General features: G+C 73.6%; 17 protein-coding genes. 11 read left to right on the top strand and 6 right to left on the bottom strand.

The genetic code is table 11. The features are described 5' to 3' along the window. Positions 1–3 precede the first annotated feature (3 nt). Positions 4–645, top strand: a complete 642-nt coding sequence (locus tag Q6349_RS11310; RefSeq protein WP_304604160.1) for a thymidine kinase — start codon at positions 4–6, stop codon at positions 643–645. Positions 646–647: 2 nt separating this feature from the next. Here Q6349_RS11310 and sepH read toward each other — a convergent pair whose 3' ends face one another. Further along, positions 648–1,946, bottom strand: a complete 1,299-nt coding sequence (gene sepH, locus Q6349_RS11305) for a septation protein SepH (protein ID WP_304604159.1) — start codon at positions 1,944–1,946, stop codon at positions 648–650. A gap of 116 nt (positions 1,947–2,062) precedes the next feature. Between sepH and Q6349_RS11300 the strand changes: the two genes are divergently transcribed. Then, a complete protein-coding gene (locus Q6349_RS11300) occupies positions 2,063–2,893 on the top strand; it encodes an inositol monophosphatase family protein (protein ID WP_304604158.1) in 831 nt (276 codons plus the stop codon). Positions 2,894–3,086: 193 nt separating this feature from the next. After that, positions 3,087–3,386, top strand: a complete 300-nt coding sequence (locus Q6349_RS11295; protein WP_171248133.1) for a DUF4193 domain-containing protein — start codon at positions 3,087–3,089, stop codon at positions 3,384–3,386. Positions 3,387–3,491: 105 nt separating this feature from the next. Here the strand turns inward: Q6349_RS11295 and Q6349_RS11290 are convergent, their stop codons facing one another. Continuing rightward, entirely contained in the window at positions 3,492–3,989 is a 498-nt protein-coding gene (locus tag Q6349_RS11290) for a DUF3093 domain-containing protein (protein ID WP_304604157.1), read from the bottom strand. Positions 3,990–4,032: 43 nt separating this feature from the next. Between Q6349_RS11290 and dut the strand changes: the two genes are divergently transcribed. From dut to Q6349_RS11270, 4 genes are all read left to right on the top strand, one after another. Beyond that, positions 4,033–4,518 carry a dUTP diphosphatase gene (dut, locus tag Q6349_RS11285; RefSeq protein ID WP_304604156.1) on the top strand — a complete coding sequence of 162 codons (486 nt, stop codon included), beginning with the start codon at positions 4,033–4,035 and terminating at the stop codon, positions 4,516–4,518. 94 nt (positions 4,519–4,612) lie between these two features. Next, the gene (locus Q6349_RS11280) at positions 4,613–5,380 is read left to right on the top strand and encodes a DUF3710 domain-containing protein (RefSeq protein ID WP_304604155.1); all 768 of its coding nucleotides are present in this window, start codon (positions 4,613–4,615) and stop codon (positions 5,378–5,380) included. A gap of 1 nt (position 5,381) precedes the next feature. Beyond that, positions 5,382–5,750 (top strand): OB-fold nucleic acid binding domain-containing protein, encoded by a 369-nt coding sequence (locus tag Q6349_RS11275; RefSeq protein ID WP_304604154.1) that lies wholly within the window; start codon positions 5,382–5,384, stop codon positions 5,748–5,750. Beyond that, positions 5,747–6,538, top strand: a complete 792-nt coding sequence (locus Q6349_RS11270; RefSeq protein WP_304604153.1) for a DUF3159 domain-containing protein — start codon at positions 5,747–5,749, stop codon at positions 6,536–6,538. The genes Q6349_RS11275 and Q6349_RS11270 overlap by 4 nt, the downstream gene beginning before the upstream one ends. A 39-nt stretch (positions 6,539–6,577) precedes the next feature. Here Q6349_RS11270 and Q6349_RS11265 read toward each other — a convergent pair whose 3' ends face one another. Continuing rightward, positions 6,578–7,252 carry a TrkA family potassium uptake protein gene (locus Q6349_RS11265; RefSeq protein WP_304604152.1) on the bottom strand — a complete coding sequence of 225 codons (675 nt, stop codon included), beginning with the start codon at positions 7,250–7,252 and terminating at the stop codon, positions 6,578–6,580. Beyond that, a complete protein-coding gene (locus Q6349_RS11260; protein ID WP_304604461.1) occupies positions 7,252–7,908 on the bottom strand; it encodes a TrkA family potassium uptake protein in 657 nt (218 codons plus the stop codon). Before Q6349_RS11260 ends, Q6349_RS11265 begins: the two co-directional genes overlap by 1 nt. Positions 7,909–7,999: 91 nt before the next feature. Between Q6349_RS11260 and Q6349_RS11255 the strand changes: the two genes are divergently transcribed. Genes Q6349_RS11255 through Q6349_RS11245 form a run of 3 tightly spaced genes read left to right on the top strand, consistent with a single transcriptional unit; the run spans position 8,000 to position 11,705 of the window. Beyond that, positions 8,000–9,982 (top strand): APC family permease, encoded by a 1,983-nt coding sequence (locus Q6349_RS11255; RefSeq protein ID WP_304604151.1) that lies wholly within the window; start codon positions 8,000–8,002, stop codon positions 9,980–9,982. An 11-nt stretch (positions 9,983–9,993) separates the two neighbouring features. Continuing rightward, positions 9,994–11,286: a class I SAM-dependent RNA methyltransferase gene (locus Q6349_RS11250; protein ID WP_304604150.1), complete on the top strand. Its 1,293-nt coding sequence runs from the start codon at positions 9,994–9,996 to the stop codon at positions 11,284–11,286. After that, entirely contained in the window at positions 11,286–11,705 is a 420-nt protein-coding gene (locus Q6349_RS11245; protein WP_304604149.1) for a hypothetical protein, read from the top strand. The genes Q6349_RS11250 and Q6349_RS11245 overlap by 1 nt, the downstream gene beginning before the upstream one ends. A gap of 29 nt (positions 11,706–11,734) precedes the next feature. On the opposite strand, the gene Q6349_RS11240 is transcribed toward Q6349_RS11245, so the two are convergent. Together Q6349_RS11240 and Q6349_RS11235 are read right to left on the bottom strand one after the other, a co-directional pair. Continuing rightward, a complete protein-coding gene (locus Q6349_RS11240) occupies positions 11,735–12,424 on the bottom strand; it encodes a hypothetical protein (RefSeq protein WP_304604148.1) in 690 nt (229 codons plus the stop codon). Then, complete coding sequence (locus Q6349_RS11235; protein WP_304604147.1) at positions 12,421–13,107, bottom strand: DUF5701 family protein; 687 nt, start codon at positions 13,105–13,107, stop codon at positions 12,421–12,423. The genes Q6349_RS11240 and Q6349_RS11235 overlap by 4 nt, the downstream gene beginning before the upstream one ends. A 224-nt stretch (positions 13,108–13,331) precedes the next feature. Between Q6349_RS11235 and acnA the strand changes: the two genes are divergently transcribed. Continuing rightward, a complete protein-coding gene (gene acnA / locus Q6349_RS11230) occupies positions 13,332–16,085 on the top strand; it encodes an aconitate hydratase AcnA (protein ID WP_304604146.1) in 2,754 nt (917 codons plus the stop codon). The last annotated feature ends 69 nt before the right edge of the window (positions 16,086–16,154 follow it).

The following is a 16,154-nucleotide window of genomic DNA, read 5'->3' as shown; positions in this document are numbered from 1 at the left end:
CCCATGGCCGAGCTCGTCTTCTTCTCCGGGACCATGGACAGCGGCAAGTCGACGCTGGCCCTGCAGACCGACTACAACCACCGCGCGCGGGGTCGCCACGGGCTGATCTTCACCCGCAACGACCGCGCCGGCACGGCACGGATCTCCTCCCGGCTCGGGCTCGAGGTCCAGGCCCGCGAGGTCGACGACGACACCGACTTCTGGGAGGAGATCTCCGCCGAGCGCCAGCGCGGGCACCTGGTGGACTACCTCGTGTGCGACGAGGCGCAGTTCTACTCGCCGGAGCAGGTGGAACAGCTCGCGCGACTCGTCGACGAGACCGAGATCGACGTGTTCTGCTTCGGGATCACCGCCGACTTCCGCTCCCGGCTCTTCCCGGGGTCGACCCGCCTGGTCGAGCTCGCGGACCGGCTGGAGGCCCTCCAGGTCCAGACGCTCTGCTGGTGCGGGGCGCGGGCGACCCACAACGCCCGCACGGTCGGGGGAGTGATGGTCGTCGAGGGCGACCAGGTCGTCGTCGGTGACGTCAGCTCGGCCGACGAGGTCGCCTACGAGGTGCTCTGCCGGCGCCACCACATGCGGCGCATGACGGCCGGGGTCGCGCGGCGGCTCGCCCCGGCGGACGGGCTGCTCGACGTGCCCTGACCTCAGGACGAGGGCCGCGCACCACCGAACACGATCTCGTCCCAGCTCGGCATCGGCGCGCGGCCCTTGCGGGCACCGCGTCGGGGGCGTGGCGACGGGTCGTCCGTGCCGGTCCCCGTCGCCGCCACGGTGTCGTCCGCCGGAGACCCGGCGTCGTCCGACGACCTGGTGTCCTGTGTCGGTGACCCGGCGTCGTCCGCCGACGACGAACGGTCCGTGGTTGCCGGTGCCGGCGCGGCGGGCCGGGGGACGGGCGCCGGGACCGGCGCCGACACCGGCGCGGGAACGGGCACCGGGGCGTGCTCGGCACCGTGGTCACCGTCCTCGTGGTCCGTGCCGCGGTCGTGCGACGCGTCCTCGGCCCCGGCGTCGGGCGAGGGTCGTGCGGGCTCCTCGGTGTCAGCGCCCGGGTCCGGTCGTCCGGACCGCTCCGGGTCCTCGGAGGCGTCCGGCGCCGAGGAGGTGTCCTCGGCGCGCGAGGAGCGGTGCGCGTCCCGGCGTGCGCCGAGGTCGACGATGCTCGCGCCGTCGTCGGTCCTGGCGGGCGGTCCGCCGTCGAGGCCGAGCGGCAGCTCCTGGTCACCCGGGCGCGGAGCCGGCCGGGTGCGGTGGGGCCGCTGTCCCCGTCGGCCCGCCAGGTCGTCGAGCAGCAGCTCCGTCGCCTCCGAGGCGGGATCGGGCGGAGGCGTGGGACGCCGCCGCGGCTCGGTCGGGACGCCGAGGATCTCGGGGGAGACGGGGTCGTCGGGCTGGCCCAGCCACCGGGCCTCGTCGTCCACGGCCGTCACCGCCCGGCTGCGCGGGTCGAACGTCCACGCGGCGCACCGGTCGCGACCCCCGGCCACGAAGCGCACCTCGACGTGCCAGGGGGCCGTCCCCGTGCGCCGGGCGCTCCAGACCGCCTCGGCCGCGTCGACGTCGCGGGCGGCGAGCCGGGCGTCGGCGAGCTCGCCCAGGGTGGCGTCACCCTCGGGGTCGGTCCGGTGGTCGCGCACCTGGCCGATGACGTGGTCGCGCTCGGCGGCCACGGGCCACTCGTAGCGGCGCACGTGCTCCGACGGCAGCCCCGACTCCGCGGCGAGCTCCTCGACCGTGGCACCGGCCCGCAGGCGTGCCTGCAGCTCGCGGGGACGCAGCGGGGTCTGCGACTGGGCCTGGAGCGCCTCGGTCCGCGGGCGGTCGCGCCGGACGGCGGCGCGCAGCGCCTCGGAGATCGCGAGCGTGTGCTCCGCGCCGTCCGGACCGCGCAGGACCAGGCGCTCGGCGTCCTCGTGCAGCGTCACGAGCTCGAGCTCTGCCATGGTTCCTCCTTCACCGCCCGCCCGCGTGACGGGCCTGCTCCGTCGAGCGTGCCACCGTCGCCGTCGTCCGGGGGGCAGGTTCCGTCGGTGTGCCGCGGATCGGGCAGGATGGAGGGGTGACCACCACACCCTCCCTCCCGTCCGCGTCCGAGACCAGCGACCTGCGCACCCTCGCCCGCTCCCTCGCGATGGAGGCGGGCGCGCTCGTCCGGGGCAGTCGGCCCGACGAGGTCGAGGTGGCCGCGACGAAGTCCAGCGCCGTCGACCCCGTCACGGCGATGGACCGTGCCGTGGAGGACCTGCTGCGGCGGCGCCTCGCCGCGCGCCGGCCGGACGACGCGATCCTCGGCGAGGAGGGGGACGACGTCACCGGGACGAGCGGGCTGACCTGGGTGATCGACCCGATCGACGGCACGGTCAACTACCTCTACGGCGTCGCCTCCTACGCGGTGTCGGTGGCGGTCGTGGCCGGTGACCCCGACCCGGCCCGGTGGACACCGCTCGCCGGTGCCGTGCACTCCGTGGTCGACGGCGTGACCTGGACCGCTGCGCGGGAGCAGGGCGCCGACCGCGACGGCCTCCCCGTGCAGGTGCGCCGGGCGGACTCGCTCGCCACCAGCCTGGTGGGCACCGGGTTCGGGTACGAGGCCGAGCGGCGTGCCGAGCAGGCCCGCGTGCTGAGGCACGTGCTGCCGCGGGTGCGGGACATCCGGCGCCTCGGGTCGGCGGCCATCGACCTCTGCCTGCTCGCCGACGGGCGCCTCGACCTCTACTACGAGCGGGGACTGAACCCGTGGGACATGGCCGCGGGCGGTCTCGTCGCCCTCGAGGCGGGTGCGGCGCTCAGCGGTCTGGACGGCGCGCCGGCGACGCGGCGCATGACGGTCGCCGGGTCGCCCGACCGGCAGGCGGAGCTGGTCGCGCTGCTCGAGGAAGCAGGTGCCTGAAGCACCTTGCGTTCGCGCAGGGTGAACCGTACTGTTCGCGCAGGTCAGGGGGCATGTGACCGGCGCGACACCGCAATTTGTCGCGAGCCCGGCTCGGATGGTGCACAATCCGTGGGCCGAACGGGAACAAAACCTGATCGGCAAGCATTATCAGCGCGTACCGACACCCACTCCACGGAGCGTGACAGCACAGATGGCAACCGACTACGACGCACCCCGCAAGAACGAGGACGACGCGGAGCAGGACTCGATCCAGGAGCTCCAGACCCGTCGCTCCGACAAGTCCTCGGGTGTCGTCGACGAGGACGAGACGGAGGCTGCGGAAGGCTTCGAGCTTCCGGGCGCCGACCTGTCCGGTGAAGAGCTCGCGGTGCGCGTGCTGCCTCGCCAGGCGGACGAGTTCACGTGCTCGAGCTGCTTCCTCGTCCATCACCGCAGCCAGCTGGCCTACGAGAAGAAGGGCCAGATGATCTGCACGGAGTGCGCGGCCTGACACCCCGCACACCGCGTGGACGGGCGTGACCCGACACCCGAGACCCAGGCCGTCATGTCCTCGACATGACGGCCTTCGTCATGTCGGGGGAGCCGGCGGACCGGCTCAGGCGCCCGCACCCGACTGCACCAGGGCGTCGGCGAGCTCGTCCGGGCGCCGCGTGGAGACCAGCCAGTAGGGGGTCGGGTCCAGCGGGTCGCGCAGCACCACCTTCAGGCCGGTGCGCGCCCAGCTGCGCAGGCAGACGTAGGCGCGGGCGTCGAGCTCCGGCCCGAGCGCGGTGCGCATCTCCTCGGCGCTGAAGATCGGCGTCACCCCGCCGAGCAGCTCCACCGGCACACGGGCGGGGCCGGCCCGCAGCTCGCCGTCCGCCACCTCGACGACGGGGGCGGTCGCGACGAGCGTCACCACGACGACACCGGCGACGAGCACCCCGGCCCCGGGGGCGACGAGGGGCGCGAGCGGCAGCAGGGTGACGGCCACGATGACGCCGAGGCCGATCGAGGCGACCCAGGCGCCGGGGCCGGGCAGGAGACGTTCCCGGAACAGCGGGGCAGGAGCGGGCTCCGCCGGGTTCCCCGAGCGGCTGGGCGCGTCGTTCATGGCCTCATCATCGCAGGTCTGCGCGGTCCGATAGGCTGCGCGCGTGCCCCATGACGCCAGCCCGCCGCTGACCGACCCGAGCACGCTCGACGTGCTCGTGACGCTGCTGGACGACGCCGCGGTCGCCCCGACCTACGCCCACCCCGGTGACGCGGGTGCCGACCTGGTCACGACCGTCGACGTCGACCTCGCGCCCGGCGCGCGCGCCGTCGTGCCGACCGGGCTGGCGATCGCGCTGCCGGAGGGCTACGCCGCGTTCGTCCACCCGCGCTCCGGGCTCGCGGCCAAGCACGGCGTCACCGTGGTCAACGCCCCCGGGACGGTCGACGCCGGCTACCGCGGGGAGATCAAGGTCGTCCTGGCCAACACCGACGCCACGGAGACCGTCCGGCTGCGCCGCGGCGACCGGGTCGCCCAGCTCGTGGTGCAGCGGGTCGAGCACGCCCGGTTCCTCGTGGCCGACCGCCTCCCGGGGTCGCAGCGCGACACCGGCGGGTTCGGGTCGAGCGGGGGGTTCGCGCAGGGCTGACCTGCACTGTTCCCGACCGCTCTCGCCAGCGGTCTACCCTGGGCACGAGGCACGGCGCAGCGCCGTGGCGACCGACGAGACAAGGAGCTCCCTGGTGGGTCTGTTCCGGCGCAAGGCGTCGACGAAGGACACGGAGTCCGCCGCGGCGGACGCGACCTCGACCTCCCCGACCCCGGACGACGCCCCGGCGGCGACCGGGTCCGACCAGGGCGAGGAGAGCGCCCGGCCGACCGGTCGCGGCCCCTTCGACTCCTCGCAGGTCTCGTCCCTGGGTGCGCGGGTCGACCTCGGCGCCATCTGGCTGCCCGTCCTGCCCGGGCTGCAGCTGCGCATGGAGGTCGACAAGAAGTCGCAGAAGGTCACCGGGGTGGCCGCGTCCCTGAAGGGATCCATCCTGCAGGTCCAGGCGTTCGCCGCACCCAAGACGATGGGGATCTGGGACGAGGTGCGCGAGGAGATCGCCGCCTCGCTGACCAAGCAGGGCGGCACCGTCGACGACGTGCCGGGCACCTTCGGCCGCGAGCTCATCGCGCGCATCCCGGCCCAGACCTCCGAGGGCAAGACGGGCGTCCGCCCGGCCCGGTTCATCGGTGTCGACGGGCCGCGGTGGTTCCTGCGCGGCGTGCTGTCCGGGCGGGCCGCCGTCGACGCCGACGCCGCCAAGCCGCTGGAGTCGGTGTTCGCGAACGTCGTCGTCGTCCGTGACGGCAGCCCGCGCCCCCCGCGCGACCTGCTGACCCTCACCCTGCCCGAGCAGAAGCGTGCCGCGGGCGCGGAGTCCGACGGCCCGGCCGGGGCGACCCCCCAGGAGCCGAGCTTCGACCCGCTGCAGCGCGGCCCCGAGATCACCGAGACGCGCTGACATGTCGTTGCGCAGCATGGTCAGGTCCGCCCTGGCCTCCACCGACACCGTCGCCGCGGACGAGGAGCGCAGCGCCGCGGCCATGGTCGCCGGGTGCACGGCCCTGGGCGAGGTGGCCCCGCGGCACCGGTACTCGGTCGCCGGCGTCCTGCGCTCCGTGGTCCTGCACCCGCGCCAGGACGTCCCCACCGTCGAGGCCGAGCTCTACGACGGCTCCGGCACCCTCGACCTCGTCTGGCTCGGCCGCCGTCAGATCGCCGGCATCCAGCCGGGCCGGCGGCTGCGCGTGGAAGGCATGGTGACGACCCGCGACGGGCGGCGCGCCATGTTCAACCCGCGCTACGAGCTGCGCGCACGGGCGGGCGAGTGAGCGGGCGGCAGGGCGGCGAGCGGCCGCCCGAGCACGAGACCGGTCCCGCGGACTCCCTCGCGCGCCGCGGCGTGCGCGCCGTGACCGGGGACTCGTTCTCCCTCGGTGAGGCGATCGGCGGCGTGCGCGGTGTCGTCGAGGCGGTGCTGCCCGGGCTGGTGTTCGTCGTGGTGTACGTCCTGACCCTGGACCTGACCTGGGCCCTGGTCGGTTCGGGCGTCGCGGCGCTGGTCACCGTCGGGGCGCGTCTCGTGCAGCGCACCCCGGTCACGCAGGCGGTCGGCGGCGTGCTCGGCATCGCCGTCGGCGTCATCTGGGCCTGGACCTCGGGCGAGGCCGAGGACTTCTACGTCTGGGGCCTGTGGACGAACGCCGCCTACCTGGTGGCGTTCGTCGTGTCCATCCTCGTGCGCTGGCCGCTGGTCGGTCTGTTCGTCGAGGCGATCCGTTCCGGGTTCGCCGAGCAGGCGTCCGCGCAGCGCCCGGCCGCCGAGTCGCGTGACGACGAGGCCGAGCAGTCCAGCCCGTGGGCCCCGCTGGTCGCCTGGCGCGCGGACGCGGACCTCGTGCGGCGGTACACGATCGCCAGCTGGTTCTGGGTCGGGCTGTTCGCCGTCCGGCTCGCGGTGAAGGTGCCGCTCTACCTCGACGGCGACGTCGGCTGGCTGGGCACGATGCACCTGGCGCTCGGTCTGCCGCTGTGGGGCCTGGTGCTGTGGCTGACCTGGGTCGTGGTGCGCGGCGCGCACCGGGACGCCGCCGAGGCCGGGACCCCCGAGCGCGCCTGACCGAGCCCGTCGGGCTCCACCCTGCGCTGCACCTCCGGCTCAGCCGAGCTCGGGACCGTCGACGACGAGCTGCTGCAGCACCGACGGGTCGGCCTCCTGCCCGGTGACGAACATCAGCTCGTCGCCGGCCTCCAGGGCGTCGTCGTCGGTGGGGTTGAACGGCTGGGTCCCGCGCACCACGCAGGCGAGCACCGTGTCCGCGGGCCAGCGGACGTCGTGCACCCGCAGCCCGACCAGCGGCGACTCCTCGGGCAGGGTGACCTCGAAGATGTCGGCACCCGACTGGTGGAAGGTGAAGATCCGCACCAGGTCGCCGACGGAGACGGCCTCCTCGACCATCGCCGTCATGATCCGGGGCGTCGACACGGCGACGTCCACGCCCCACGAGTCGTCGAACATCCACTCGTTGCGCGGGTTGTTCACCCGGGCCACGGTGCGCGGCACGGCGAACTCGGTCTTGGCCAGCAGGGAGAAGACGAGGTTGACCTTGTCGTCGCCGGTCGCGCCGACGACGACGTCCGCCGAGGAGACGTCGGCACCGGTCAGGGAGTCCGTCTCGCAGGCGTCGGCCAGCAGCCAGTCGGCGTCCGGCACCTGCGCCACGCGCATGGCGGACGGGTTCTTGTCGACCAGGACGACCTCGTGGTCGTTGGCCAGCAGCTCGGAGGCGATGGACCGGCCGACCGACCCGGCCCCGGCGATGACGACGCGCATCAGTCCTCCTCCTCCGGGCCCGGGGCATGGGTGAGCAGCCGTTCGACCCGCGCCGCGTCGTCGGCGTGCATGAGCACGTGCAGGACGTCGTTCTCCTGCAGCAGGGTGTCCGGCCCGACGATGCGGGCCTCGGCGTAGCGCGTGATGAACGCGACCCGCGCCCCGGTGGTGGCCTCGATCCGGCGGACGGAGAGCCCGAGCCAGCCCGGGTGGTGGTCGACCTGCGCCAGGCGTACCGCGCCCGAGGGGTCGCGGTACTCGTCCGTGGCCCCCAGGGGGAGCATCCGGCGCAGGACCTGGTCCGCGGTCCAGCGCACGGTGGCCACGGTGGGGATGCCGAGCCGCTGGTAGATCTCCGCGCGGTGCGGGTCGTAGATGCGGGCCACGACGTGCTCGACGCCGTAGGTCTCCCGGGCGACCCGGGCCGCCAGCACGTTCGAGTTGTCGCCGTCGGACACCGCCGCGAACCCGTACGTGTCCTCGATGCCGGCCTGGGTCAGGGTCTCGCGGTCGAAGCCGACGCCCGTGACCTTGTGCCCGGAGAAGTCCGCGGGGAGGCGGCGGAACGCGTCCGGGTTCTGGTCGATGACCGCCACCGAGTGGCCGTTCGACTCGATCGTCTGCGCGAGCGTGGAACCCACGCGGCCGCAGCCCATGATCACGAAGTGCACACGCCAGACGCTATACCCAGGTCAGGACGGCTGCCGACCCGGCCAGCGGGCGGTGCTGGGCATAGCATGTGTCATCGTGTCGGACATCGCGGACGCCGCCAAGCGGTTGCTCCTAGGACGCCCCTTGCGCAGCGAGAGCACGAAGCAGGCTCTGCTGCCCAAGCGGGTCGCGCTGCCCGTGTTCGCCTCGGACGCGCTGTCGTCGATGGCGTACGCGCCGGACGAGATCCTGCTGATGCTCGCCCTGGCGGGCCTGGCCGCCACCGCGGTCTCGCCGTGGGTCGGGCTGGTGGTCGTCGTCGTGCTGCTGGTGGTCGTCGCCTCCTACCGCCAGATCGTGCGGGCCTACCCCTCCGGCGGCGGCGACTACGAGGTCGCGACCACCAACCTCGGGCCGACGGCGGGCATCGGCGTCGCCTCGGCCCTGCTGCTCGACTACGTCCTGACGGTGGCGGTGTCGCTGTCCGCCGCGGCGCAGTACCTCACCGTGCTCGCCCCGGCCGCGCGCGACGTCGAGGCGTGGGTGGCCGTCGGCCTGCTCGCGGCGCTGACGGTCGTCAACCTGCGCGGGGTCCGGGAGTCCTCCTGGGTGTTCGTCGTCGTCATCTACTGCTTCATGGCAGCGGTCGGGATCCTGGCCGTCGTGGGTGCCGTCCGCCACCTCACCGGCGGGTTGCCGCAGGCGGAGAGCGCCGGGTTCGACCTCGTGCCCGGCGCCGGGTTCGAGCAGGGACTGGTCGGCATCGCCGGCGCCTTCCTCGTGGCGCGGGCCTTCGCCTCCGGCGCGGTCGCGCTGACCGGGGTGGAGTCGATCACCAGCGGTGTCCCGGCGTTCCAGCGCCCCAAGCGGCGCAACGCGGCCGCCACCCTGGCGCTGCTCGGCGGCATCTCGGCCGTGATGCTCATGACCATCCTGTTCCTGGCGCAGGCCACCGGCGTGAAGTTCGTCGAGGACCCGACCACCCAGCTCACCCGCGGGGGCGAGCCGGTGGGGGAGGGCTACGAGCAGCACCCCGTGCTGGCCCAGCTCGCCGAGACGATCTTCGGCGGCGCGGGGATCGTGGCCATGGTCGTCGTCGGTGTCACCGCCCTGGTGCTGCTGCTGGCGGCGAACACGGCCTTCTCCGGGTTCCCGGTCCTCGGGTCGATCCTGGCCAAGGACGGCTACCTGCCCCGCCAGCTCCACACGCGCGGCGACCGCATGGCGTTCTCCAACGGCATCGTCACCCTGGCGATCGCGGCCGGGGTGCTGATCCTCGCCTTCGACGCCGAGGTCACGGCGCTCATCCAGCTCTACATCGTGGGTGTGTTCGTCTCGTTCACGCTGTCCCAGCTCGGGATGCTGCGGCACTGGACCCGGGCCCTGCGCAAGGAGCCCAGCCCGCGCGAGCGGACCCGCATGAAGTGGTCGCGCACGGTCAACGGTGTCGGTTTCGTGCTGACCGCGGCGGTCCTCGTCATCGTGCTGGTGACGAAGTTCACCCACGGCGCCTGGATCACGCTGGTCGCGATGGGTCTGCTGTTCGTCCTCATGCGGGGCATCCACCAGCACTACTCGCGGGTGCGCGACGAGCTGGCGCTGGACGACATCTCCGGTGCCCGCGCCCTGCCCAGCCGGGTGCACGCCGTCGTGCTCGTCTCGCGCGTGCACAAGCCGACCATGCGGGCCCTGGCGTACGCGCGCGCCTCCCGGCCGTCCGTGCTGGAGGCCGTCACCGTGGGGGTCGACCCCGCGGAGATGGCCGACCTGCGGGAACGCTGGGAGGCGCTGCACCTCCCGGTGCCGCTGCGGGTCCTCGACTCGCCCTACCGGGAGATCACCCGGCCGGTGCTGCAGTACGTGCGCTCGGTCCGCCGCGAGTCCCCGCGCGACCTCGTGGTCGTCTACATCCCCGAGTACGTCGTCGGGCACTGGTGGGAGCAGCTGCTGCACAACCAGTCCGCCCTGAGGCTCAAGGGTCGGCTGCTGTTCACCCCGGGCGTCGTGGTGGCCTCGGTGCCGTACCAGCTGTCCTCGTCGGAGGGGCAGACGGGACTCGAGTCCGAGCAGAGCGGGTGAGAATAGGGGACGTGCCCCGACCTCGCCGTTCCGCCCCGCGCCCCCGTCCCGCCGACCCCGACGTCGGTCTCGAGCTCGAGCTCGAGATCGGTCCCGTCGCGCACGGCGGGCACTGCGTCGCCCGTCACGAGGGCCGGGTGGTGTTCGTGCGCCACACCCTGCCCGGGGAGCGCGTCCGCGCCCGGGTCACCGAGGGCGGGAAGCGCTTCTGGCGGGCGGACGCCGTCGAGGTGCTCGACCCCTCGCCCGACCGCGTCGACCCGGCGTGGCCGGCCGCCGGACCCGGGGGAGCGGGCGGCGGCGAGCTGTCCCACGTCGCGCTGCCCGCCCAGCGCCGCTGGAAGGCCGACGTCCTCGCCGAGCAGCTGCAGCGCCTCGCGGGTCTGGAGCGGCCGGTCACCGTCGAGGCGGCACCGGGCGACGACGTCCGCGGCGGGCTCGGCTACCGCACCCGCGTCGAGCTCGTCACCGACGGGGACGGCCGCGCCGGCATGCGCGCGTTCCGGTCCCACCGGGTGGTGCCGCTGGACGGCATGCCGCTGGCGACGCCCGAGGTGGCGGCGCTCGCCGACGCCGAGGGGGTCTGGGGCGGTCGCTGGCGCGCCGGGCAGCGGCTGGAGCTCGTGGCGCCCGCGTCCGGGTCGGCGCCGGTCCTGCTCGTCGACGGCGTGCCCTGGCGCCGCGGCCGGCCCGACACCCGTGCCAACGCGCGCCGCGCCGTGACCGAGGAGGTGACCGTGGGCGGCCAGGAGCACCGCTACCGCGTCACCGCCGACGGGTTCTGGCAGGTGCACCGCGAGGCGCCGGGCGTGCTCGCGAACGCCGTGCTGGAGGCCGCCGGCGACCTGGACGGCGCGCGGGTCCTCGACCTGTACGCCGGTGCCGGGCTGTTCACGCTGCCGCTGGCCGCGGCCGTGGGCCCCGGTGGCCGGGTCGTGGCCGTCGAGTCCGACCCCCGGGCCGTCAAGGACGCGCGCCGCAACGCCCACGACACCCCGCAGGTCGAGCTGCACCTCGGTGCCGTCGACACGGTGCTGCTCGGCGGGGACGCGGCCGGCGACGGCGCCGGCGAGGCCGACGTCGTGGTGCTCGACCCGCCGCGGGCCGGCGCGGGACGTGCCGTGGTGCAGGCGATCGCGGACCGCCGTCCGACCCGGGTGGTCTACGTCGCCTGCGACCCCGCCGCGCTGGCGCGTGACGTCGGCTACCTGGCCGAGCACGGCTACGGGCTGGCGGGTCTGCGCGCCTTCGACCTGTTCCCCATGACGCACCACGTCGAGGCCGTCGCGGTCCTGGAGCGCTGATGGGGCGGCCGGAGCGGCGGGGAGTGCGGCGCTGGCTGCCGCTGCGGCTGGCCGTCGTGGCCGCCGTCGTCCTGGTCGGCCTGCTCGTGGCGGTCCTGGCGCGCCAGCCGTCCGACGACCCCGTCCTGCAGACGTACGAGGGCGTGCCCGCGGGCGTGGCGCAGGACGAGCCCGTGGACGGCGAACCCGGCTGGGTGCTCGGCGAGGACGGCCGGCTCGCCGTCTACGCGGGCGGGAGCTCGTCGTGCCCCTGGCGACCGACGTCGGTCACGGCCGACGGGAACCGGGTCACGGTCCGCCTCGAGGTCGACGGCGGGCCGGCCTGCACGATGGACATGGTCTACCGCACCAGCATCGTGGCCCTGCCCGACGGCGTGGACCCGGACGCCCTGGAGGTCGAGCTCGAGCTCGTCGGCTGACCCGGGACGGCGCCGCGCACCGGCGCCCGTCAGATCCGCGCGAGCAGTCCCGCCAGGGACGCGGCGACGGCGTCGGGGTCGGCGAGCAGGTGCAGGTGGCCGCCGGGCAGCGAGTCGGTGGGCCAGCCGGCCTCGCGGGCGCGCTGCGCCTCGCGGGCGTAGGTGTCGCCGAAGGAGAGGTAGGCGAGACGACCCCGCTCCCAGCCGGCGGGGACCTGCACGGCGGACTCGGTGTAGCTGAGCGGCATCCGCGGCGCCTCCGCCTCCAGCCGGTCGAGGGTGGCGTCGTCGGGCAGGAGCCGGCGGACCTCCTCGCGCGGCCACCAGGACGGCCACGGGGGCAGGAGCCCGTCGGCGTCCGCGAGGTCGCGCAGCTGCTCCCGCAGGTCCGGCGGCACCAGGGGAGCCTCGCCGGAGGCGGGCGGCAGCGCGGCGTCGACGAAGACCGTGCCGGCCAGCGGGCCCGCCGCGGCGATCGCGGGGACGTACAGACCGGCGTTCGAGTGGGGCACCAGCACCAGGAGGTCGTCGTCGGGCAACGACGCCTCGCACCGGTCGAGCACCTGCTCGGGCGAGGTGCCCCGGGTGTCGGCGACGAGCGTCCGCCAGCCGTGCGAGCGCAGCCGCCGGGCCACCGGCTCCCAGACGGCGGGGCCGAGGAACGGGCTGGGCAGGAAGGTCACGATCGGCCGTTCGACGACGGCGGTGGGGGTCGTCATGGGTCCAGCCTGTCATCCGTCGAGGCGACGCCGAGCCAGGTGTGCCGGTTGCGCCACCAGCACCAGCCGATCTTGGTCGCGCCGCGGCGAGTGCTTCCGTCCCGTCCGGTGCCGCCGGAGATCCACAGCGCCGGGGTGCGGGCGTCGTACGTGCCGTGGGGTCGGCGTCGTCGCGAGCCGATCGTCATGAAGCAGCGCCCGGGCTCGAGAACCTCCGGGTCCTGCAGCACCCACTGGGCTCCTTCGGCGAGCGTGAGCGGGGAGCGGTCGCGCTCGGCGATCCGGGCCGCCGCCTCCTGCGGGGAGGCGTTCGCCATGTCGTCGCCGCGGTCCGGTCCGTTCACGAGGTAGACGTCGGCGTCCGGGACCTCGAGGCCGTCGACCGGACCGAACGCGTCGACGTCGGTCATGTCCTCGACCACGAACCCCTCGCGCTCGACGACGCCCGTGCGGGTGCGCACCGTGCGTCGCAGGTGCGGGGCCAGTGCCGACGGCGAGAGGTGGCGCGGGTGCACCACGAGCAGCGCGCCGGGCGGTGCCGCGCGGGCCAGGCGCCGGGCGGCCGAGCGGAGGCCGGCGGCGTCGAGACGGTCCGGGGCGGCCGGGGTGCCGTCGTCGGGCACGAGGCCCAGCGCGACGAGGCGGTCGGCCTGGGCCGGCAGCGGGGGCAGGGCGGCGGGCACGGGGCTCCTTCCGTCGGACGTCAGGGTCAACGCCGCGCGCGTGCCACGCGTTCCGGGTGAGGCACGCCTAAGTATCTTGACGTCAAGATATATGGGCTATGCTGGGCACAGCCCGGCGACCTCTGCGTACGCTGGGACAGCCCCCGCACGAGACGGCGTCGGAACCGCTGCGACCAGCGCAGGTCGGGTCCCGTCCGCCGGAAAGCCCCCGAGAAGGAGCCGCAGTGAGCAGCGTGGACACATTCGGATCGAAGGGAACCCTGGACGTCGGAGGGAACTCCTACGAGATCTTCCGGCTCTCCGCGGTCGAGGGGCTCGAGCGCCTCCCGTACTCGCTGAAGATCCTCGCCGAGAACCTGCTGCGCACCGAGGACGGCACGAACATCACCGCCGACCACGTGCGCGCCCTGGCCGACTGGGACCCGGACGCCCAGCCCAGCACCGAGATCCAGTTCACCCCGGGCCGCGTCATCATGCAGGACTTCACCGGCGTGCCCTGCGTGGTCGACCTGGCCACCATGCGCGAGGCGGTCGAGGAGCTCGGTGGCGACCCCACCCGCATCAACCCGCTCGCACCCGCCGAGATGGTCATCGACCACTCCGTGCAGATCGACGTCGCCGGCACCACCGAGGCCTTCGAGCGCAACGTCGAGTTCGAGTACGAGCGCAACCACGAGCGCTACCAGTTCCTGCGCTGGGGCCAGACGGCGTTCGACGACTTCAAGGTCGTCCCCCCGGGCACCGGCATCGTCCACCAGGTCAACATCGAGTACCTGGCGCGCACCGTCATGACCCGTGAGGTCGACGGCGTCCTGCGCGCCTACCCGGACACCTGCGTCGGCACCGACTCGCACACCACGATGGTCAACGGACTCGGCGTGCTCGGCTGGGGAGTCGGCGGCATCGAGGCCGAGGCGGCCATGCTCGGCCAGCCGGTCTCGATGCTCATCCCGCGCGTCGTCGGCTTCAAGCTGACCGGCGAGATCCCCGCCGGCGTCACCGCCACCGACGTCGTGCTGACGATCACCCAGATGCTGCGCCAGCACGGCGCCGTCGGGAAGTTCGTCGAGTTCTACGGTTCCGGCGTCGGCCAGGTGCCGCTGGCCAACCGCGCCACCATCGGCAACATGTCGCCGGAGTTCGGCTCGACCGCCGCGATCTTCCCGATCGACGACGTCACCATCGACTACCTGCGCCTGACCGGCCGCAGCGAGGAGCAGCTCGCCCTCGTCGAGGCCTACGCCAAGGAGCAGGGCCTCTGGCTCGACCCGTCGTCGTCCGACTACGTCGAGCCGACGTTCTCGGAGTACATGGAGCTCGACCTGTCCACGGTCGTGCCGTCCATCGCCGGCCCGAAGCGCCCGCAGGACCGCATCGAGCTGACGCACGCCAAGGCCGCGTTCGCCCGCGACCTGCCGAACTACGCCTCCGACGTCGTCGACTCCGTGGACGAGGCCGAGATCGAGTCCTTCCCGGCCTCCGACTCGCCGTCGACCCACGACCAGGTGCGCCGCACCGTGCCCGTCACCGACACCCAGGGGCGCGAGTTCGAGCTGTTCCACGGCGCGGTGGCGATCGCCTCGATCACCTCCTGCACCAACACCTCGAACCCGTCGGTCATGCTCGCCGCGGCGCTGCTGGCCAAGAACGCCGTCGACAAGGGCCTGGTCTCCAAGCCCTGGGTGAAGACCTCGATGGCCCCCGGGTCGCAGGTCGTGACGAACTACTACGAGAAGGCCGGCCTGTGGCCGTACCTGGAGAAGCTCGGCTTCCACCTGGTGGGCTACGGCTGCACGACGTGCATCGGCAACTCCGGCCCGCTGGACGAGAAGGTCTCCGAGGCGGTCCAGGAGAACGACCTCGCCGTCGTCTCGGTGCTGTCCGGCAACCGCAACTTCGAGGGCCGGATCAACCCGGACGTGAAGATGAACTACCTGGCCTCGCCGCCGCTGGTCATCGCCTACGCCCTGGCCGGCACCATGGAGTTCGACTTCGACGCCGACCCGCTGGGCCGCGACGAGGACGGCAAGCCGATCTTCCTCAAGGACATCTGGCCCACGCCGGAGGAGGTCCAGGCCACGATCGAGTCCTCGATCGACCGCAAGATGTTCGAGAAGGACTACGCCGACGTCTTCACCGGTGACGACCGCTGGCGCGCGCTGGAGACCCCCGAGGGCTCCACGTTCTCCTGGGACACCGAGTCCACCTACGTGCGTCGTCCCCCCTACTTCGAGGGCATGGGCGCCGAGCCGGCGCCGGTCGAGGACATCACCGGCGCCCGGGTGCTCGCCAAGCTCGGCGACTCGGTCACCACCGACCACATCTCGCCGGCCGGTGCGATCAAGCCGGACAGCCCGGCGGGCAGGTACCTGGCCGACCACGGGATCGCGCGTCGTGACTTCAACTCCTACGGCTCGCGCCGCGGGAACCACGAGGTCATGATCCGTGGCACGTTCGCCAACATCCGTCTGAAGAACCTGTTGCTGGACGGCGTCGAGGGTGGTTTCACCCACAACTTCGTCACCGGCGAGCAGGACACCATCTACGACGCCGCGCAGGACTACGCCGAGCAGGGCACCCCGCTGGTGGTGCTCGGCGGCAAGGAGTACGGCTCCGGCTCCTCGCGCGACTGGGCGGCGAAGGGGACCGCGCTGCTCGGCGTCAAGGCGGTCATCACCGAGTCGTTCGAGCGCATCCACCGCTCGAACCTCATCGGTATGGGCGTGCTCCCGCTGCAGTTCCCGGCCGGGGAGTCCGTCGACTCCCTCGGTCTGGACGGCACCGAGACGTTCGACATCGCCGGCATCACCGCTCTCAACGACGGCGAGACCCCGGAGACGCTGAAGGTCACGGCGACCAAGGACGACGGCAGCACCGTCGAGTTCGACGCCGTGGTCCGCATCGACACCCCGGGTGAGGCGGACTACTACCGCAACGGCGGCATCCTGCAGTACGTGCTGCGCTCGCTGGTCGACTGAGACCGGCTCCTGCCCGCACACGACGACGCCCCGTCGCTCCTGGAGAGCGGCGGGGCGTCGTCGTGCCTT

It is taken from the genome of Isoptericola sp. 178, from assembly GCF_030586525.1.
Classification (GTDB): domain Bacteria; phylum Actinomycetota; class Actinomycetes; order Actinomycetales; family Cellulomonadaceae; genus Isoptericola; species Isoptericola sediminis.
This window is presented reverse-complemented; position numbering and strand designations above follow the sequence as displayed.